This window comes from Azospira sp. MPR-E4 (assembly GCF_058809645.1).
In genome coordinates, this window is record NZ_JBXAST010000011.1 from 60666 (window position 1) to 80831 (window position 20166).

Annotated in this window: 15 protein-coding genes; 3 read left to right on the forward strand and 12 right to left on the reverse strand. The window is 66.7% G+C overall.

Annotation, left to right across the window (positions count from 1 at the left end):
- Positions 1 to 6: 6 nt before the first annotated feature.
- A complete protein-coding gene (locus AC1RTA_RS05655) occupies positions 7 to 1557 on the reverse strand; it encodes a carbohydrate porin (protein WP_492784179.1) in 1551 nt (516 codons plus the stop codon).
- A gap of 3 nt (positions 1558 to 1560) precedes the next feature.
- The gene (locus AC1RTA_RS05660) at positions 1561 to 2112 is read right to left on the reverse strand and encodes an iron transporter (protein WP_130460020.1); all 552 of its coding nucleotides are present in this window, start codon (positions 2110 to 2112) and stop codon (positions 1561 to 1563) included.
- A gap of 350 nt (positions 2113 to 2462) precedes the next feature.
- On the opposite strand from AC1RTA_RS05660, the gene AC1RTA_RS05665 reads away from it, so the two are divergent.
- From AC1RTA_RS05665 to AC1RTA_RS05675, 3 genes are all read left to right on the forward strand, one after another.
- Positions 2463 to 3782, forward strand: a complete 1320-nt coding sequence (locus AC1RTA_RS05665) for a DUF2325 domain-containing protein (protein ID WP_492784180.1) — start codon at positions 2463 to 2465, stop codon at positions 3780 to 3782.
- A 160-nt stretch (positions 3783 to 3942) separates the two neighbouring features.
- Positions 3943 to 6021 (forward strand): TonB-dependent receptor, encoded by a 2079-nt coding sequence (locus AC1RTA_RS05670; RefSeq protein ID WP_492784181.1) that lies wholly within the window; start codon positions 3943 to 3945, stop codon positions 6019 to 6021.
- Positions 6021 to 6497, forward strand: a complete 477-nt coding sequence (locus tag AC1RTA_RS05675; RefSeq protein ID WP_130460017.1) for a hypothetical protein — start codon at positions 6021 to 6023, stop codon at positions 6495 to 6497. Before AC1RTA_RS05670 ends, AC1RTA_RS05675 begins: the two co-directional genes overlap by 1 nt.
- A 119-nt stretch (positions 6498 to 6616) precedes the next feature.
- On the opposite strand, the gene AC1RTA_RS05680 is transcribed toward AC1RTA_RS05675, so the two are convergent.
- The 10 genes from AC1RTA_RS05680 to AC1RTA_RS05725 form a co-directional block, all read right to left on the reverse strand.
- Entirely contained in the window at positions 6617 to 7969 is a 1353-nt protein-coding gene (locus AC1RTA_RS05680; RefSeq protein ID WP_492784182.1) for a sulfite reductase subunit alpha, read from the reverse strand.
- A gap of 161 nt (positions 7970 to 8130) precedes the next feature.
- Entirely contained in the window at positions 8131 to 8934 is an 804-nt protein-coding gene (locus tag AC1RTA_RS05685) for a DUF4198 domain-containing protein (RefSeq protein ID WP_492784183.1), read from the reverse strand.
- Positions 8935 to 9035: 101 nt separating this feature from the next.
- Positions 9036 to 9560 carry a DUF2271 domain-containing protein gene (locus AC1RTA_RS05690; RefSeq protein WP_152090694.1) on the reverse strand — a complete coding sequence of 175 codons (525 nt, stop codon included), beginning with the start codon at positions 9558 to 9560 and terminating at the stop codon, positions 9036 to 9038.
- Positions 9561 to 9593: 33 nt separating this feature from the next.
- A complete protein-coding gene (locus AC1RTA_RS05695) occupies positions 9594 to 10229 on the reverse strand; it encodes a PepSY-associated TM helix domain-containing protein (protein ID WP_172974786.1) in 636 nt (211 codons plus the stop codon).
- A gap of 8 nt (positions 10230 to 10237) precedes the next feature.
- Entirely contained in the window at positions 10238 to 10918 is a 681-nt protein-coding gene (locus tag AC1RTA_RS05700) for a Fe2+-dependent dioxygenase (protein ID WP_014236752.1), read from the reverse strand.
- Positions 10919 to 11001: 83 nt separating this feature from the next.
- Positions 11002 to 13296 (reverse strand): TonB-dependent receptor, encoded by a 2295-nt coding sequence (locus AC1RTA_RS05705; RefSeq protein WP_492784184.1) that lies wholly within the window; start codon positions 13294 to 13296, stop codon positions 11002 to 11004.
- A 249-nt stretch (positions 13297 to 13545) separates the two neighbouring features.
- A complete protein-coding gene (locus AC1RTA_RS05710; RefSeq protein WP_492784185.1) occupies positions 13546 to 14670 on the reverse strand; it encodes an alpha-hydroxy acid oxidase in 1125 nt (374 codons plus the stop codon).
- A gap of 102 nt (positions 14671 to 14772) precedes the next feature.
- Positions 14773 to 16191, reverse strand: coding sequence for a trypsin-like peptidase domain-containing protein (locus AC1RTA_RS05715; RefSeq protein WP_492784186.1), 1419 nt, complete (start codon positions 16189 to 16191; stop codon positions 14773 to 14775).
- A 28-nt stretch (positions 16192 to 16219) separates the two neighbouring features.
- Positions 16220 to 17329, reverse strand: a complete 1110-nt coding sequence (locus tag AC1RTA_RS05720) for a cytochrome-c peroxidase (protein WP_492784187.1) — start codon at positions 17327 to 17329, stop codon at positions 16220 to 16222.
- Positions 17330 to 17337: 8 nt separating this feature from the next.
- Positions 17338 to 20166, reverse strand: a 2829-nt coding sequence (locus AC1RTA_RS05725; RefSeq protein WP_492784188.1) for a TonB-dependent receptor, incomplete at its 5' end; no start/stop codon positions are given.

Sequence of the window (20166 nt, forward strand, 5' to 3'; positions counted from 1 at the left end):
GGCTCCTTAGAAGGTCAGCTGGGCACGCATGCCGAGCACCTTGATGGCCTTGGCCGTGGCGTCGCCGCCGGGCCGTCCCAGGTACTGCAGGTCGGGAGACAGCTCGAACTGCTTGTTGATGCGGTAGCGGTAATAGACTTCGGCCACGCGCTCGGCGCCGCTGGCGTTGAAGTTGTAGTCCGGAATGCCGTCGCCGTCCGCGTCCACGAAGGACGATTCGCCGGAGAACTCTTTGCTGGTGCGCAGCAGGCCGAAGGCCAGGCCGAGGGAGTCGCCGCCCCGATCCCAGTAGGAACCGCCCAGTTCGGCGCCCAGAGTGAGGGCCTTGTCGAAACGCACGTTGCCGGAGATCTGCTGACCGTAGCGGCCGAACACCGTGACCGCATCGCCGATGCGCTGGTCGGCGGAAACGCCTAGGCCGGAATGGGATTCCTGGATGCCGGCGAAGGACACCGCCTGGCCGTTGCGCCAGTAGTAGGCCCGGTAGTTGCCGGTGAGGCCGCCGAAGAACTTGCGCTGGGTCTCCATCTGGGCGATGACCATGGGCGAGCTGAAGGAGCGGGTGTAGGTGGAGCCGTTGGCGCCGGCACCGAAGACGCCGAGGGAGAAGCGCCAGGTTTCGGGCTTCTGGGTCTCGTTGAAGTAGGAGACGCGGAAGCCGGGGGAGAAGCCGTTGGCGTCCACCCCGATGTCGCCGCCCGCATCCAGCAGCGGGTTATGCACGAACACGGTGTTGAGGAACTGGCGGGTTTCGTCGTTGGCGGCCGCGTTCTGGTCGAAGAAGACGAAGGGGTCCATCTTGCCGAAGTTGATTTCCAGCTTCTCCCGGGAACGGGGCTTGTAGCCACCGAAGGGCAGGGGAATGGTGGCCTGGTACCAGGCCTGGCCCAGCACGGCCACGGAGTCATCCGGATTGCCGCTCTGTACGCGGAAGGCGCTGGCGTTGGGCTTGGCGTAGGAGCTCATGCCGTTGAGGCCCTGGCCCTGGCCGAGGCGGAACTGGGCGAAGATGCGGCTTTCGGTGTCGCCGATGTTGGCCAGGGGCAGAGTGACGAAGACGTCGCCCCGGTAGTTGAGCTGACTATTGCGTGCGGCTGCGCCTTGCGGAACGCCGCTTGGTTTTTGAGCCACGGTGGTGAGGCTGATGCCGGCGGTGATGCCGTCCAGGGATTCCACCGTGCGGGCGGCCTTGAGCATGTCGAGGGACTGGAATTCCACGGCCTTCAGGCGGGCGGTGATTTCCGGCTCGTACTGGCTGATGTCGTCGCTGTCCAGACCCTTGGTGATGCGGGCGTTCTGCTCTTCCAGGGTCTTGATGCGCTGTTCCAGGGCCGGGGAGGCTTTCGTCGCCGGGGCGGCCTGGGCCTGCTTTTCCAGTTCCGCGTTGCGCTTTTCCAGCTTCTCCAGGCGCTCGTTCATTTTTTCCAGCAGCTTCAGCAGTTCAGCCTGGCTGCCGGCGGCCTGGGGGGCGGCGAAGGCCGGCGCGCTGCCGGCGATCAGGGCCGCCGTCAGCAGCGCCAGGGGGCGCGGCCGAAGGAGGTTGGTGGTGGCAGCCATGGCTTAGTACCCGCCCTTTTTGCCGATGCCGACGAAGGTGAATTCGTTTTCCACTTCGAAGGGCTTGAACCAGGGGCGCACACCGGTGAGACGGTCGGTATGGCGGCCGAAATGGGCGTGCTTGTTTTCGGTGGGCGGCAGGATGGTGTACTTCACCTTGTACTTGCCCGGGCCGAAGAGCTTGATGTTGTCGCCGTAATGGGGGCCGTCGTTGGCCACCATGGCCATGAATTCGCCGGAGGTCTTCTGGTCGGAGCCGATCTTGGAGACTTCGTACTTCACCACCAGGTAGGGAATCCAGTGGCCTTCCTCGAAACCGTTGGGGTTGTTGGCCAGGGCCCGGATGTCGGCCTCGATGTGGATGTCGGATTCCTCGGCCTTGCGCATCATGCCGTCCGGCTCCATGTTCACCGCCTGCAGATAGACGGCGGAAATCTCCATGCCGTAGCGCTGCTGGGGCGTGCCGATGGGGTATTCCACGGCGTTGGCGGAGAAGGACCAGGCAGCAGCGAGGGCTACCAGGGTACGGGCGAAGGGAAGGCGGATGGAAGGCATGACTAGGCTCCTGAGCGGTAATAGGCGGATGTTTTTGGGATGCCGCTTTGGCGCGGCTTAATAACAATCTAAGTAAGAATGATTCTCGTGTCAATTGTTCGCGTACGTCAGTTACGCGACAGGTTTCTGACGGATGTTGCAATGCAAGAACTGGCGGGGCCTGGCGTCGGATCAGGCCATGCCGGGAGATGCCCCGGGGAGGCGACTAGTTCTTTGGTGCTATTGCAATGCAAATGAGAGTTGTTATTATTTGTGATATGCCGTTCAGGCTGTGAGGGCGAAAACGACTCCGGCCTGTCCCGAATCCCGTCATTCCGCCCCATTCTTCCGAGGGGCGAGGAGGTGTCACCATGATTCCCTTCAAGCAGAAGCATGAACCCGTCAATTTGCCGGAACTGGGCGAGGCCGCCCTGCCGGAACCGGCTGCGGCGGCTCCTGTCCCCAGCGCGGGCTCCCGTCGCAAGCGCCTGTGGGAACTGAAGCACCAGCACCACTGCCCGGTGATCGGTACCTGCCTGCCCCTGGATCTGCTGCGGCGCCTGGCAGCCCGGGCCAAAATAATCGGCCCCAACATGTCCGACTTCTCCCTGCATACCCAGGCCGTGGGCTTTGCCGAGCAGCGCAATCCCTTTGCCGAACTGATGCAGCAGGAACTGGAGCGGCGCTACAACCTCACCATCCAGCGTTTCCGCCCGGCCCGGGATGGCGATGCCATCTACCGCCTGTGGCGGGAGGCGGTGGCCTCGGGCCAGGTGGCGGACGCCCTGTGGGCTGCCTGGACCCATCCCCGTTGCGATACGGAGACGGCCCAGCGCATCTACGGCGACATCCACATGCTGTCCCACCAGGCCGGCGCCGCCCACCAGGCGGATGTGAACCGGCTGAAGCAGCTGGAGGCGGAAAACGCCGCCCTCAAAGCCGAACTGCAAGCCCAGCGGGAGAAGGGCGGCCAGCGCCTGGCGGAGAAGATCCAGGAGGCAGAGCTACTAAAGCGCCAGCTGGCGGAGATGGAAGTCTTTGCCTGCGAGCGGGAGGCCCTGGCGGTGCGGGTGGTGGAACTGGAGGCCCGCTGCCGCGAGCTGGAAGGGGCCGACGGCGGCCAGAAGGCCCGGGCGGACGCCCTGGCCCTGCGCCTGGTGTCGGCGGAGGATCGCACCAATGCCGCCGAGGCCCGGGTGCGGGACCTGACCCGCCAGCTGGAGGAATCCCGCCGCGATCTGGTGGCGGCCGAGCAGGCCATGGAATCCTGGCTGCTGCTGGACGGCGCGCCGGACGGCGATGCCTGCGCCCTCTCCGCCGCCTGCGGCCGGGAATGCGCCAGCGGCAAGGACGGCGCCGAGGCCGCCATGCCGCGCCTGGAAGGGCGCAGCGTGCTTTGCGTCGGCGGCCGGCCCGGCCTGGTGGAAACCTACCGTCGGCTGGTGGAGCGGCTGGGCGGCCGCTTCGCCCACCACGACGGCGGCCTGGAGGACAATCCCCGCTTCCTCGACGGGGTGCTGTCCGCCGCCGATGCGGTCATCTGCCAGGCCGGTTGCATCAGCCATGGCGCCTACTGGAAGCTGAAGGACCACTGCAAGCGCACCGGCAAGCCCTGCGTCTATCTCAAGGGGGCCGGTGTTTCCAGCTTCGTGCGCGGTATTTCCGAGGTGGCGGAAGGAGCAGTGGAGTAGTTCCCCTGCTGCCTGAGCGGCAGGGATTTACGTTTTTTGACCTGCATCATATTGAGATCAATTCTCAACAAAGTACAGTGCGGACTTCGATCAACCCGCCGCGATCCAGCCAGCGACAGCAATGCCAGCCAGGCGCGGGGATTCCTTCCGGAGCCCGTCCATGTCAACGCTGTCATCCCTTGTCGCTGTTTCTTCCCCGTTGCGTCAGCGCCCACCTTTCGCCCTGCATCTGCTGGCCCTGAGCCTGGCCTCGGGCTTTGCCTGGGGCGCCGATAACCCCGCTTCATCCGAATCCGCCCTGTCCACCGTCAGCGTCACCGCCAAGGGCTATGCCGCCGACGAACTGGAAACGCCCCTCAGCACCGTCTCCCTCGATCGGGAGGAAATCGTCCGCCGCGGCGCCAACAATCCGGGGGAACTGCTGCGCGGCGAACCCGGCATCGCCGTGGCCAGCGACGGCGCCCAGGGCCAGAACCCGGTACTACGGGGCCTGAAGAAGGAAAGCGTGGTGCTGCTGGTGGACGGCATCCGCCTCAACTCGGCCCAGCCCCAGGGGGCCATCGCCTCCTTCATGTCCCTCGGCCTGGCGGAGCGGGTGGAGGTGGTGAAGGGCCCCTCCTCCGTGCTCTACGGCAGCGGTGCACTGGGCGGCGTGGTCAATGTGCGCCTGCCCCAGGCCCAGTTCAAGGCCGGCACCAGCGGTTCCGCCATGGCCTCCTGGGACAGCGCCAGCAACGGCCTGCGGGCCACCGGTGTGGTCAATTTCTCCGCCGGCGACCATGCCCTGATGCTCGGCACCTCCAGCGCCCGCATCGGCGACTACCGCTCCCCCGACGGCAAGGTGGCCAAGACCGGCTACGATTCCGACAGCCTCATCGGCCAGTACCGCTTCCGCATCGACGGCGCCCAGCAGCTGCGCCTCTCCGTCCAGGAGCATACGGACGAGGACGTGTGGTATCCCGGCTCCACCAAGGCGGCCGCCAACCCCATCAAATCCACCACCATCTATTCGCCCAAGCAGAGCCGCCGCCTCATGGAAGCGGGCTATTCCCGCCAGGGCTCGGGCGAGGCGCCGCTGAACCTGGACTTCCGCGTCTACCGCCAGGAGATGGAGCGGCAGATCTACTCCTGGGCCAGCGGCATCCAGCGCAACAACGCCGAGACCAAGGTCTCCTTCGTCACCGAGGGCTGGGACGCCAAGGCCGACTGGCTGGTCCATCCCCAGCACCTGCTTTCCTTCGGCCTCAACGCCTGGGAGATGGAGGCCTCCCCCAACCGGCATCTGTACCAGGCTGGCAACATGGTGCCGAACAACCCCTTCGCCGATGGCCGCATCGAATCCCTGGGGGCCTACCTGCAGGACGATATGCGCTTCGGCAAGCTCAACGTGCTGGCCGGCCTGCGCCACGACACAGTCAAGGGCAGCGCCGCCTCCATGAACAATGGCGCCGTCAAGAACGGTCTTTCCCGCAGCGACAGCGCCACCTCCGGCAGCCTCGGCGCGGTCTATGAAGCGGCGCCCCTGCTGCGGCCCTATGCCAACCTCTCCCGCGCCTTCCGCGCCGGCGAGATGCGGGAACGCTACGAGTCCTCGCCCCGGGGCGACGGCTACTATTACGTCGGCAATCCCCAGATCAAGCCGGAAGAGGCCACCCAGTTCGAGCTGGGCCTGAAGGGCGCCAGCACCGACTTCAACTACCACCTGGCGGCCTACCGCAACAGCATCGACAACTACATCACCGGCCAGCCCACCGGCACCTTCATCAGCGGCCTGCCGGTGAAGGCCACGGTGAACCTGGGCCGGGCCGTCATCGCCGGGGTCGAGGCCTCCGCCCGCTGGCAGGTGCGGCCGGGGCAATGGCTGAACGCCGGCTATTCCCGCCTGCGGGGCGAGAACAAGGACCTGGACGAGCCCCTTTTCCAGATGCCGGCGGACGAACTCTCCCTCGGTTGGGACGGCGCCGTTGCCCAGAGCTGGCGCGCCGACGCCACCCTGCGCCTGGTGGCCCGCCAGGACCGCATCGCCACCCTCTTCAGCCGCGGCAGCGAAAACGCCACCGCCGGCTTTGCCACCGCCGACCTGGGCGCCACCTACCGCTGGTCCCGGCAGAGCTTCCGCGTCGCCCTGAAGAACCTGGCCGACAAGCGCTACCACGAACACCTGGCCGAAGGTGTCAGCGGCAACGAAATCCTGGCCCCCGGCCGTTCCCTCGTTCTCACCTGGAAAGGAGACTTCTGATGCAATTACGCCCCTCCGCCCTGGTCCTGCTGCTGGCCGCCCTGGCCGGCGGCCCGGCCGCGGCCCACGACCACGACGCTGGCAGCGGCAGCGACCAGCGCCAGGTGATCCGGCTGACGCCGGCGGAAAAACATTTCCTGCTCTCGGAAATGCGGGGCTTTGTCGCCATCACCCAGAAGATCATCAGCGCCGCCACCGCCAACGACATGGCGGCGGTGGCCGAGGCCGCCCGGGTGGGCGGCCTCAAGGCGCACCAGAAGGACTTCGCCAACCCAGACAGCCTGGTGCACGGCATTCGCAAGAAGGCGCCCCAGGCCTTCTTCCCCCTGGGCCGGGAGACCCACATCAACTTCGACCGCATCGCCGAACTGGCCACGGAACTGAAGGACCGGGACGTGGTGCTCAACACTTTGGCCGACAACCTCAACAACTGCATCGCCTGCCACAGCGCCTACCGGGTGGAAGAGGCCCACTAGACGCCTGCCTTGGAAGGCAGAAGGGACGCCACTCTCAGCCGTGCCATGGCTGAGAGTGGCGTCCCTTCTTGTTGCTGGCGTGGTGGTCTGGGAAAGCTGTGGCCGGGAGTGCCCGGGCTCTAGTAAACGTCCCGCCGGTAGCGGCCTTCCGCCAGCAGCCGGTCCAGGGCTTCCCGGCCCAGCAGCTGGGCCAGGGTTTCGTCCACCGCGGCGCCCATGGTGGCGGCGCTGCCGCAGACGTAGACGGCGGCGCCCTCGTCGAGCCAGTCCTGCAGCACATCGCCGCGCTGGGCCAGGCGGTGCTGCACGTAATCCTTGGCCGCCTGTTCCCGGGAAAAGACCAGGTCCAGCCGGGGCAGCAGGCCATTGTTGCGCCAGCGGGCCAGGTCTTCCCGGTAGTGCCGGTCCGGACCGGCATGGCGTTCGCCGAAGATCAGCCAGTTGCGCTTATCTCCCCGGGCTTCCCGGGCCTTGAGCAGGGCCCGCAGGCCGGCGATGCCGGTGCCGTTGCCGATCAGGATGAGGGGCCGGCCGGCGTTGTCGCCGAGGCGGAAATTGGCGTGGGGCTTGAGGCGCAGGGCCACGCCGCGGCCCACTTCCAGGTCCTTGCAGAGGTGGCCGGAAGCCAGGCCGGGGGTGCCGTCGGGGCGGGCCTGCAGGCGCACCAGCAGGTGCAGGGCGCCGTCGGCGGGCAGGGAGGCGATGGAATAGTCCCGGGGATGTTCCCCTGCCTCTGGTGGCTGCACCTGCACCAGGTCGCCGGCCTGCCACTCGGGCAGGGGGCCGTGTTCCGGCGCCAGGGCCAGGTGGAACACGGGGGCGCCGCTGCTGCCCGGATTGAGGTGGCGCCGCTCCAGCAGGCGCCAGGGGGTGAAGGCCGGGGCGCGCCAGTCCGGCGTCTCGCCGCTGCCGGCGATGTGGGCCACCTGCTGCTGCCAGGCCGCCAGGGCGTTGGCATCCTGGTTGTCCATCTCCAGGGGAGTAAACAGCGGCACGGCGCCCCGGGCCTCCAGCCAGGCGGCCAGGCGCCGGCCGAAGGCGCAGAAGTGGGCGTATTCCCGGTCCCCCAGGGCCAGCACGCCGACGTGCAGGCGGGAAAGGTCCGGACCCGCGTCGGCCATGCAGTGGCGCTCGAAGAGGGCGCCGTTGTCCGGCGCGTCCCCTTCGCCGCAGGTGCTGACGAGGAACAGGGCCTGTTCGTGGGTGGCCAGCAGGGCCGGGGTGACCCGGTTGAGGGGCACCAGGGTGGTGTTGAGGCCGGCAGCCCCCAGGCTGCGGGCGGTGTGTTGCGCCAGGGCCTCGGCGCTGCCGCTCTGGCTGGCATAGGCCACCAGCACGGGGCGACCGCCGTCGCCGAGGGGCGCCACGGCGATGCGCTGCCGCCGCCGGTGGCGCAGATAGACGGCAGCGCAAAGGCCGCCGTAGGCCAGGGTGGCGCCCCAGGCGGTGAGGAGTCGCACGGTGTCGGGCATGAAATGGGGCGGAAACGGGGAGAAGGGTTGCTGGCGGGAACGGTGAAGGGGTGCAGCTCAGGCCGTTTACCCCGGTCACCGGGAACGGGAAACCCGAGGCAGCCGGGGCACAGAAACCTCGGTGATCTCTGTGCCCTCTGTGGCTAAACGCCTTCTACGCCTTACTGGGGCAGCACTTCCAGAGTGGCGGCGTAGGTGACGCGGCGTTCCTTGGCGGCTTTGACGCTGGTCTTGCTGTCCTTCAGTTCGGCGTCGAGCCAGTACATGCCGGCTTCGGGGAAGGTGACGCTGAACTTGCCGTCGGCGCCGGTCTTCAGCTTCATTTCGCCCAGCTGGTTGCGATAGCGGGTGGCGCCCTTGGTGACGGTGACTTCCAGGCCGGCGGCGGGCTTGCCGTCCAGCAGCATCTGGAAGGTGGCGGCCTCGCCGTTCACCAGGTCGTTGGGATGGGTCACCGGCACCAGTTCCAGGCCCTTGCCGATGGGGGCCAGGACGGAAGGCTTGCCGACGGTGACGAAGGTTTCGTTGCGGCCGGCCATTTCATTGACGTTCAGTTCTTCCGCCTCGGCCGGGATTTCCCGGGCGAAGGCTTCGGCGCTGCCGCGCCAGCGCTTGGGTTCGCCCTTCAGCTTGAAGCTGGCCATGATGCCGGCGTTGACCACGGCCACCCGGTAGGTACCGGCCTGGGTCAGGTTGAGGTCGAAGACGCTGCGCAGCTTGCCCTTGGCCAGGTTTTCCGGCGCCACCTTGTTGCCGTCGGGGGCGGTGACGGTCAGGTTGTCCAGGTTGAGGGCGTTGTGGTTGAAGAAGAAGAGGTCGTTGGCCACGGCCGCATCCACGGTGATCCACTGGGCCTTGGAGAGCACGGTGGAGGAGGGCAGCAGCCAGGCGTTGTGGGCCTGGGCGGCCGGCACCAGGGCGGCGGCCAGGAGGGCGGCGATGGTCAGGGGGCGCAGCAGTTTCATGGGGAATCCTTTGCGGTGGGAATGGGGAGGAGTTTTAAAAGCTGGCCACAGAGGGCACAGAGATCACCGAGGGGGGCGGAGTGATCCGCCCTGCCTCGGGCTCAGGGCTTCAGGTCCAGGGTGATGTGGCCCAGTTCGCTCTGGCCCTGGGCGGTGGCCTGCTGGGCCTGCTTGGGGGGCCACTGGAAGGGGATGTAGAGCAGCTCGCGGCCGCCCACTTCCCGGGCGGCTTCGATGCCCAGCTTGTAGTCGCCGGGAGGCAGGTCGCCGAGGGGGGCCTTGCCCTGGGCGAAGCGCAGCTTCTGCTTGCCCACGGTGGGGGTGGCGCCGGTGATGCCGTCCACCGGCATGGCCAGGTCCCGGCCGCCGCGGCGCCACCACTGGCGCAGGTCCTTCAGCCACTTGGTGCCTTCTCCGTTTTTCATCTTGGCGTCGTAGAGCACCGCCAGGTGTGCGGCGATGCTGTTGTCGGCCCGTTCCACCCACACGGCCACATAGGGGCGGTGGTATTCGGCCACGTTGAGGCGGGGGATTTCCACTTCCACCGCCAGGTCGGCGGCCAGGGACGGCAGGGCGAGGCCGCAGCCGAGGAGCAGGGAAAGCAGGCGTTTCTTGGCGAACGTCATGGTCGGAGGCTTTCGGTAATAGTTGGGGGAGGGTCAGTGCATCAGCAGCAGGGCCAGCAGCAGGGGCACCAGGGCGCCCAGGCCCACCAGGGGCCAGGTGCCGGGCCGGTTGCCGGCGTGGTACTTGAGGATGAGCAGGCCCGAGAGGGAAAACACCAGGCAGGCGGCGGAGAAGATGTCGATGAACCAGCGCCAGGCGCCGCCGGTGTGGCGGCCCTTGTGCAGGTCGTTGAGGTAGGAGATCCAGCCCCGGTCGGTCACTTCGTATTCCGCCTCGCCGCTTTCCCGGTCGATGCGCAGCCAGGCGTCGCCGCCGGGCCGGGGCAGGGCCAGGTAGATTTCCTCCGGCGACCATTCGGCCTCCTGGCCGGCCGCCTCGATGTCCAGAGTCGCGGCGGCCCAGGCCGCCAGGGCCGGCGGCAGGGGCGCCTGCCGGGCCTCGGCGGCAGCCGGTGCCAGCTGGGCTTGCAGGGCTTCGGGCAGTTGCAGCTGCTGGCGCAGCACTGTCGGTTTGCTGCCGATGTCGGCGGCGTGGTTGAGGGTGATGCCGGTGACGGCAAAGAGGACCATGCCCAGCAGGCAGATGGCGGAGCTGATCCAGTGCCACTGGTGCAGGGTCTTCAGCCAGCCGGGGCGGCGGGCGGGGGCGATGCTTGCTGCGGTGTTCATGGGACGGCTTACATCTCCGCCCATTGGCGCAACAGGTTGTGATAGTGGGCGGTGAGGGCCACCACCTCCTCGCTGTCGCCCACCTGCTGGCGCAGCTTCTGGATGGTGCAGTCCAGGTCGAACATCATGGTGCGCTTCCAGTCGTCCCGGATCATGCTCTGGGTCCACAGGAAGGAGCAGATGCGGGCGCCCTTGGTCACGGGCTCGACCCGGTGCAGGCTGGTGGAGGGGTAAACGATGGCGTCGCCGGCCGGCAGCTTGGCCTGGTGGCTGCCGTAGGTGTCGTCCACGAACAGGTCGCCGCCCTCGTATTCGTCCGGGTCGGTGAAGAAAATGGTGGTGGAGACGTCGGTGCGGATGCCAGCTTGGCTGCCGTGGGGATAGCGGATGGCGTTGTCCACGTGGTTGCCGTAGAAGCCGCCGCCTTCGTAGTGGTTGAAGAAGGGCGGCAGGATGCGCTGGGGCAGGGCGGCGGAGAAGAAAAGGGGATTATTGAGCAGGGCGCCGGTGACGATCTCCCGCAGGCGGGCGATGGCCGGCGTGCCTTCGGGCAGTTGCAGGTTCTGCTTGCGCTGGGCCGCCTGGATGCCGGCGGTGGCGAGGCCGTCCTGCCATTGGGCATTGGCCAGAATGTGGCGGCACTCGGCCACCTGGTCCCGGGTCAGCAATTCCGGAATATGCAGCATCATGATGCAGGGCTCCTTGGCGATGGGCTAGGCCCGGAAATGGAAACCGCCCGGCTGCAAAAACGCGGCCGGGCGGGGTAAGGCGCTTAGAACTTGTAGTTGGCCGTCAGCGTTGCCTGGCGACCCGGGGCCACGCCCACCATGTGGGTGGTATAGGCCTTGTCGTAGTACGTTTCATCCGTCAGGTTCTGGATGTTGAGACGCAGGGAAAGGTTCTTGTCCACCTGATAGGTGGCCATGGCGTCGTAGCGCCAGTAGTCCGGCACCCACTTCGTATTGGCAGTGTTGCCGAATACTCTGGACACATAGTAGGCACCGCCGCCGATGGTCAGCTTGGGCAGGACCCGATAGGAGGTCCAGAGGCTGAAGCTGTCCTCGGGCGTATTGGGGAATTGCTTGCCTTTGCTGGCCTGGTTGGCAGCTAGAGGACCGACTTCCACTAGTTCGCTGTTGATATGGGTGTAGCCGCCGAAAACCGACCATTTGTCGGTGAGAGCACCGGCGAAGCCCAACTCATAGCCAGTGGTTTTCTGTTTGCCGACCGTGGCATAGGTGTTGGCATCCACCTGAACCTTGGCGTTGGTCTTCTCGATGTCGAAAAGGGCCGCGGTCAAGGCTAGCTTATTGCTGAGCAGATTCCACTTGGTCCCCAGTTCCACGCTCTTGACCTTTTCCGGCTCCAGATCTTTGATGGAAAGGTTGGCTGCGCTGGTGCCGCTCAAGTTGTCGCCCACACCGTCGCCCATGGTGGCGCCAGAGGGATTGGCGGCAGAGGCGAAATTCAGATAAACGCTGCCGTTGTCCCGGGGTTTGAACACGATGCCTGCTTGGTAGCTGTTGAAATTGCTTTTCGTGTCCAGGTCGGCAGACGGAGCGGTACCGTTGGTGGTGTAGTTGTCCACGAAGGAGCGGAAAGTGTCGTGGCGCAGACCCAGGTTGAGCTGCCACTGCTTGTTCAGGGTCAGTGTATCGAAGGCATAGATGCCGCTGGTGTTGGTGGTAATGACGCTGCCGGATGTGGCCCGAGATATGGTGCCGTTCCAGGGGTCGTTGGGGTTGGGATTGGCGACATCGGCAAATGGCGCGCCGCCGAACTGCACGCCGTTGATGTTGGCCCCGGTAACGCTGTAGCCACGGCTATCAGTTTCGGTACGAGTGAATTCGACGCCGACGGTGACGTTGTGCTTGATCGTGCCGGTAAAGAATTCGCCGCTCAACTGGGTATCGTTGACGATGCTTTCGGTCACGGAATGGCGATTCTTCTGGTTCCGGTTAAGGAAACCGGATGGCACGGTGGTAGTGGTGCCGCCAGTTCCAACCGTGATATTTCCAGGGGTGATGTTGAGACCGCTGCTGTCACCGGGGTTGCTGACGATGTAGTCGTTGAGGGACTTGGTATAGCGGGTGGCGTTGCGGATGGTCCATTTGTCGTTGAGGTCGTGTTCGACCTTTACACTGGCGCTATCCACATTGGTCTTGCGGAAATCCCGCCCCTTCAGACCATAGAAGTTGTTCCGGTTGACGTTTAGTGGCCCACCATCACCGTTGTACTGCGTATTGGCACCCGAAGTGTAGGGGTTGTTGTAGGGAATGCCGTAATCGGGCATATCGTCGGTCTCATAGTGGTAGAGACCGGCGGTGACACGGGTGGCGGTACCCAGGCCGAAGGCGGCGGAAATGTTGGCTCCCAGGTGATCGTAATCCACCGCATTGCGTCCCGGAACGTCTCCCTTCTCCTTCAGCAGGGAGAGTCGCACGGCTGCGGTGTCGGAAATCTGCCGGTTGAGATCGGCGGTGCCGCGCACATACTTGTCGGTGCCGAGACCGGCGGAGACTTCGCCGAAATTACCTAGGCGCGCGCTCTTGGATACCAGGTTGATGCTCCCGCCGACGGCAGCCGCGCCGCTGTAGGCGGAGTCGGCGCCCTTGGTGACTTCCACCGCTTCGACGGCGAACATGTTGCGGGACTGGGAACCGGGATCGCGCAGACCGTCGATATAGGTATTGGTCTGGGCGTTAAAGCCGCGGATATACACGTTGTCGCCCGCCGGATTGCCGCCTTCGCCCATGCCGAAGGTGATGCCCGGGGTGGTGCGCAGGGCTTCTTGCAGCGAAGTGGCATTGGTCTGCTGCAGCACTTCCTGGGTGATGACCGTTACCGTCTTCGGCGTATCCACCAGCGGGGCTGTGTATTTGGTGGAAGACACCGCATCGGTCTTGAAGCTGTCGGCTTCGGCGGTGACGCTGACCGTGGACAGGGTCTGTTCCTGCTGGGCCAGGGCGACGCCGGGAACGGCGAGGGCCAGGGCGGTGAAGGCGGCGCTGCGCTTGAAACGGGGCTGCTGGTCGGGGGCGTGCTTGTGGCTCTGGATGTAGGCCATCGGTCAAATCTCCGTGGGGATTTTTGTGGGAAGTCGTTGAGGCTGGCTTCCTGACCGATGACGTGCCGGCGGGCGGCGTCTGCAGGTGGCTGGCTATCCGGGATCGTTAAATCTCGTAATGAAGCCAATGATAATTGTTTTCATTTGTAATGGTCAAACCGTAGGTAGGCCGGAAAGGCTTGCCAGATCAGGGGTTTCGCACGGATAGCAGGCGGCGGTGCCTTGATTTTCAATGGATTTCAACCTGGATCAAGGTTGCGTCCGGGTGTGGTGTGAAAACAACAGGTCGGCGTTGATGTCGGCCAGGGTGGCGCAGCCGGCCATGGCCATGGTCACCTCCAGCTCCTCCCGCAGCAGCTTCAGGGTGTGGGCCACGCCCAGGGGGCCGGCCGCCGCCAGGCCATAGACCCAGGGCCGGCCCAGGAGCACGGCCGCGGCGCCCAGGGCCAGGGCCTTGACCACATCGCTGCCGCGGCGGATGCCCCCGTCCAGGAGCACCGGCAGGCGGCCTTCGACGGCCTGCACCACCGCCGGCAAAGCCTCGATGCTGGCCGGCAGGGTGTCCAGGCTGCGGCCCCCGTGGTTGGAGACGATCAGGCCATCCACCCCCAGGTCGGCCGCCCGGCGGGCGTCTCCCGGGTGGGTGATGCCTTTGAGGATCAGCGGCAGGCGGGTCAGGGAACGGACCCAGGCGATGTCCTCCCAGGTGGGGGCCGTGGCCATGATGCCGTCGAAGACGATGCTCTGGCCAGGATACAGGGCGGGCTGGGCCGGCGCCGCCATGCCCCGCAGATTGGCCGGGTCGATGCCGGCGGGCAGGTGGAAACCGATGCGCTGCTCGCGGTTGCGCAGGCCGAAGATGGGCACGTCCACCGTCACCACCAGGGCCTGGTAGCCGGCGGCCTCGGCCCGCTGCACCAGCTGGCGGGTGAAGTCCCGGTCCGGCTGGAAGTAGAGCTGGAACCACAGGGGTGCCTCGGCCTGGGCGGCAATATCCTCCAGGGGCGTGCTGGCCAGGGTGGACACCACCATGCCCGCCTGCAGGGCGCCGGCGCCGAGCACGGTGGCCAGTTCCCCTTCGGGATGGAACAGCTTCTGGTGCGCCACCGGGGCGAGGAAGAGGGGATGCTCGTAACGCTGGCCGAACAGTTCCAGCCGGGTGTGGCCGCCCCGTACGTCGGCCAGGACCCGGCCGTTGAGGCGCAGGCGGTCGAAGGCCTCCTTGTTCCAGCGGAAGGTCAGCTCGTCGGCGGAACCGCTGTGCAGGTAGATCCAGGCGTTGTCGTCGAGGCGGCGGCGGGCATAGGGCTCGTAATCGCTGACGGCGGCGATTTCCCGGGGGATGCGTTCCAGCAGGGGGGTGTTGAAGGCCATGGCGGAATGGGGGCGAGAGGCGATAGGGCAAACTTTACCGGCAAATGGGCGCTGCCGCTGCCACCGCGCCCGGGGCGGGGCGGAGACAGCGGTGGCGTAGGCTCAGTCGTCGGTGGTGCTGCGGGGCTGGCCGGGGGTGGTCGTGCTGGTAGCGCCCACCTGGGGCCGGGGCCCCAGGGGCAGCACCAGGGCACGGCCCTGGCGGCGGATGCCGAGCAGGCCCATCTCCCGGTTGGGGATGCGGCCCAGGGCCAGGTTGAGATCGTAGATTTCCTTCACCGGCTGGCCGTCCAGGCTGTCGATCTCGTCTCCCGGGTCCAGCCCGTTCTGCTCGGCGATGCCCTGGACGGCGAGGATGCGCAGGCCGCCCTTGGCCGGCAGTTCCTGCAGCACCAGACCCAGGCTGCGGGCCGGGTCGTGGGCGGCCAGGTTGGTGGCGGGGCGCGGCACTTCCCGCTTTTCCCCCAGGACCACCCGCACGCTGCGGGACTGCTGCTGGCGCCACAGTTCCAGCTCCAGCCGGTCGCCCGGGGCGGCGGCGGCGAGGAAGCGGTGCAGGTCGCCGCCGTCGGCCAGGGGCCGGCCGGCGATGCCGATCACCAGGTCGCCGGCCTGCAGCCCGGCCTTTTCCGCCGGGGTGTCGGCATGGACCCGGGTCACCAGCACGCCCCGCTGCCGGCCCAGGGCCCGGGCCGCCGTTTCCGTTGCCTGCAGTTCGGCGCCGAGCCAGCCCCGCTTCACCTGGCCGTCCCGGATGAGGATGGCGGCCACCCGCCGGGCCTCTTCCACCGGGATGGCGAAGCCGATGTTGGTATAGCCGCCGGAGCGGGAGAAGGACATGGAATTGATGCCCACCAGCCGGCCCTCGGCGTCGAACAGGGGGCCGCCCGAATTGCCCGGGTTGATGGCCGCATCCGTTTGCAGGAAGGCCACGTGGGGATTGCTCGGCAGGAAGCGCCCGCTGGCGCTGACGATGCCGGCGCTGACGCTGTGGGCCAGGCCGAAAGGCGAACCGACGGCGAAGACCGGGTCGCCGGGGCGCAGCTCCTTGCTGCTGCCCAGGGGCACCGGCGGCGCCAGGGGGGCGGCGGTCTTGAGCACGGCGATGTCGGTGGTGTCGTCGCTGCCCACCACCTTGGCCTCCACCTCCTGGCCGTTGGGGGCGATCACCAGGATCTGCCGGGCGCGGCGCACCACATGGGCGTTGGTCAGGAGATGGCCCTGGGAATCGAAGACGAAACCGGAGCCGGTGCCGTCCGGCACCGGCAGGCCCGGCGCGGTGTTGGCGGCGGCGACGGCGGCAACGCCCTCGCTGCGGCGGACGCGGATCTGCACCACGGAGGGCAGCCGCTCGGCAACCCGCATGGCCAGGCCGCCCTGGCCGGCCGTGCCCTGGGAGGGGCTCGGGGCGGTGATCTGGGGCTGGCCCGGCGTAAGGACGGCGTCCCCGTTGGCGGCGGCGGATGCCATGGCGAAGAAGGCCAGCCAGAGGGCTTGGCGGAGGGGGAAGGTGTGGGTCATGACGGTGTTCCTGGCGGGGTAGGGCAGCTTAAAGGGTCTGCAGGAAGGCGGCCAGGGCCTCCACGTCGGCCTCGTTCAGTTCCAGCTTGCGGATCAGGGGCGACAGGGGCGGGGCGTAGGGGTCGCCGGCGGCCACGGCCTTGGCCGTGGGGTTGCCCATGGCGTTGCCGTACATGCGCAGCAGACCCTTCAGGTCGGGGAAGACGCCGTTGTGCATCCACGGCCCGGCCTGGGCCACGCCCCGCAGGCTGGGGGTGCGGAAGGCGCCCAGGTCGGCCTTCTCCCGGGTCACTTCGAAACGGCCCAGGTCCTGGTTGCGGCGGCCGTAGTAGGAGAGGCCGATGTGGTGGAAACCGTGGTCGGTGAGCAGGGGGCCGTTGTGGCAGTTCATGCAGCGGGCCTGGGTGCGGAACAGGTGCAGGCCCTGCAGCTCCTTGTCGGAAAGGGCGTCCCTGCGCCCGGCCAGGAAACGGTCGAAGGCCGTGGCCGGCGGGCGCAGGCTGCGCACGAAGTCGGCCAGGGCCCAGGCCAGCTGGGCCTCATCCAGGGTGGGGGCGGCGAAGGCGGCCTGGATCAGGCTGCGGTGCTCCTCCAGGCCGTTGACCCTGGCCACGGCGGCGGCGATGGGGTGGTTCATCTCCACCGGGTTGGCGATGGGGCCGAGCACCTGGGCTTCCAGGCTGTCCACCCGGCCGTCCCAGAACAGCTTGGCGGCGAAGGGGGCGGCAAAGAGGGGCGGGGTGCGGCGGCGGCCCATGAGCTGGTCCTCGCCCACGGCCAGGGGCTTGCCGTCGGTGAAGGATTTTTCCGGCTGGTGGCAGGAGGCGCAGGAAACCTGGCCCTTGGCGGAGAGGCGGGGGTCGAAGAAGAGGGCCCGGCCCAGGGCCACCCGGGCGGCCTGGCGGGGGCTTGCGGCGGGCGCCACGGCGGGCACCGGCGCCATTTCCTGCCAGGTTACGCCCGCATCCACCTGGGGCTTGGGCCAACTGCCGGGGGCGCCCTGGTAGAGGCGGCGCAGGCAGGCGTTGTCCCAGGCGCCGTTGCTGCGGCAGGCGATGTCGGGGGCGGCGGCCAGGGCCGGGCCGGCCGCCAGCAGCAGGGTGAGGAGGAGGGGCTTGGAAAACGGAGTGATGTTCATGGCGGGCCTCAGAAGCGGTAACCCAGTTCCAGCCAGAACTGGCGGCCGGTTTCGTACTGGGGGATGTTGTTGACCGGCTCCAGCTGCATGGAGCGGTTGAGCACGTTGTCGATGCGCAGGTTGGCGAAGAGGCTCTGGGTGCCGACCACTTTCTGGCTCCAGCCAATGTTCATGTCCCAGGACAGGGAGCCGGGGTACTGCTTGGTTTTCCAGACGTCGTAGGTTTCGCCGCTGATCGTCTGAGTGGTGCCGGTATCCACCACCGCCTTGTAGCCGCTCTTGAGGCGGAAGAAGTTGGTGATGGTCAGGTTCCAGGCCGGGATGCTGGAAAGGGTGGTCAGGCGCAGGGTCTTGGGCCGGTTGAAGTTGTTGGCGGGGCGGTCGAGATAGTGGATCAGCTGGCCGTTGTAGACGATGTACTTGTCGAAGTTGCTCTGGCTGATGGCGCTCTCGCTGATGTCGGTGTGGGAGCGCTTGTTTTCCGTGATGTCCAGGCCCAGCTCCCATTGATGGGTGGTGGCGGCTAGCTTCCAGGGCACGGTGGAGCGCAGGGTCAGGGTGGTGATGTCGGTTTCGGTACGGCCGTCGTTGGTATAGCTGTAATAGTTTTTGTTGGTGACCATATCCTTGATGGTGCGCAGGGTAACCTGGTCCTTGCCTTCCCGATGGATGAACTTCAGTTCCGCCAGCCAGCCATCGAAGCGCTGGGAGAGGCCCAGCATCTGCTCGTCGTCGAAGGGAATATTGATTTCGTTGAAGCGGTTGGCAGCGGCGCTGTTGGGCGCGCTATATACCCAGTCGGTGATCTTGCCGGCGGTAATGGTGCGGGACTCGGTGATCTTCAAGGCTTCCCGACCTTCTTTTAGACGATAGGCGTAAAAGGAGCGGCCGTAATAGCGGTTTTGGCCCAGGATGACGTTGGTGCGGTTATTCCCCAGCACGTCCAGGTTGAGGGAAAAACGGGGCGCCAGGGTGGCTTTGTCCATGTAGTCGTCCCAGTCGCCGCGCAGGCCGAAGCGGGTGCGCAGACGCTTCCAACTGATGTCGTCCTCCAGGAAGTAACCAAATTTTTGGGTGGAGAAAGATATCTCTCCTGCCCGATAAATATCCCGTTTGTTGAAATACTGCCCAGGGCCGCTGACGGTGGTTCCGCCACTGACGTAGGAATAGGGGGAGAGGGAACAGGTGTCGCTGTCCGTCCCACCACCGGCTAGGGCACAGGTGGTCGTGCTCTTGGCGTTGGCCGGCAGGTAGGAGTAGTGGTTGTTAAGGCGGGCATAGCGGGCCTCCTCCGTCTCGAACTCGGCACCGGCCATGAAGCGGTGGGCTGTGGGGCCCAGGGCCAAGGGGATGGATTCGAAGCGGGCCAGCAGGGAGGCGGCCTTGGAACTCTGGTCCACATTGCCCCAGGCGCCTTCCACCACAGTGGTTGCATTGGGCGCCGGATTCCAGTTTTTTGCGGCGGAGGGGCGCCAGGACTTCATGTAGTCGGTTTCACCCCGGCGGGAGCTGTCGCTACTGCTGTAGCCGGCCTGGACGAACCACTTGCCGGTACTCATCCGATGCTCCAGGGCCGCCTGCAGCTGCTGGCCGCCGGAAGTCAAGGTGAAGCCGGAATCCTTTTGGTTCTTGATGAAGTAATTGTCTTCTCCCGGGGCGTCCACCACCGTCACCCGCAGCCGAGTATCCGGTGAAATGTTGATGACGTTCTTCAGCCACAAGTTGTCGATCTGCCGGGTCTGGGTTTTCTCCGCCGCATCCGTGGTGCTGCCGTTGCTGCTGTAGGCCCGCAGGGGAATGTCGGAGGTGCGGCGGCTGAAGGCAGCAGTGACGCCCCAGCTCTCGTTGATGCGGCCGCTGACGTTGCCCTTGTAGAAAACCTTGCGGAAACGGGGCTGGGCCGTGTATTCACTGGAATTCTGGAAGGCCTCGTAATCCCGTTCGTCCACGATCAGCTTGGTCCAGTTGCTGCTGGTGTACTGCACACTCATGGCCCCGCTCAGCTCGGCGCTGGGGTCGCAGGTTTCCACATTGACCACGCCGCCGTTGAAGCCGCCGTAGCGGGCCGAGACGTTGCTATCGGCGATCTGCAGTTTGCAGATGAGACTGGTGTCCAGCGCGATGCCCTGGGCGGCGCTGGGCGGGTCCGTGAAATGGTTGGGATTGTTGGAACCGGGGTCGATGTCGTTGTTGATGCGGGCCCCGTCCACCTGGAACAGGTTCTGGTAGTACTTGGCGCCGTTGATGGAAATGTCCTGGGGCGCGATTTCCCCCTGGCGCTTGCTCTGCATGCGGGTCTCGCTGAACTGCACCCCGGGGTGCATCTTCAGCAGGCTGGTGGCGTCGCCGTTGCCGGCGGGGAAGCTGCGGATCAGTTCCTCGTCGATGGTACGGCCGCCGAGAAAGGGGTCCCGCTGGTCCACCACCTTCACTTCAGGCAAATGACGGTCCGCAGGGGCGGCGGGGAGGATGGGCGTCGCCGGCCGCGCCAGTGCCGGCAGGGCCTCCAGCAGCACCGTGTTGCTGCCGGTGCTGCGGTAGCCGATGCGGGTGCCGGCCAGCAGGCGTTCCAGGGCCTGCAGGGGTGGCAGGCTGCCGCTGACGGCGGCGGAACGGCGGCCTTCCACCAGTGCCGGCGGGAAGCTGATCTGCAGGCGGGTCTGGCGGCCCAGCTCGATCAGGGCCGGTCCCAGGGCCTGGGCCGGAATGTCGAGGCGCACGGCGACGCCGGCGGCCGGCGCCTCCGCCGCCTGCAGCGGCAGTGCGGCCAGGGGCGAGAGCAGGGCCACGGCCAGGGCCAGGGGCCGCAGGCGGGGCAGAGGCACGGGGGAGGAGAG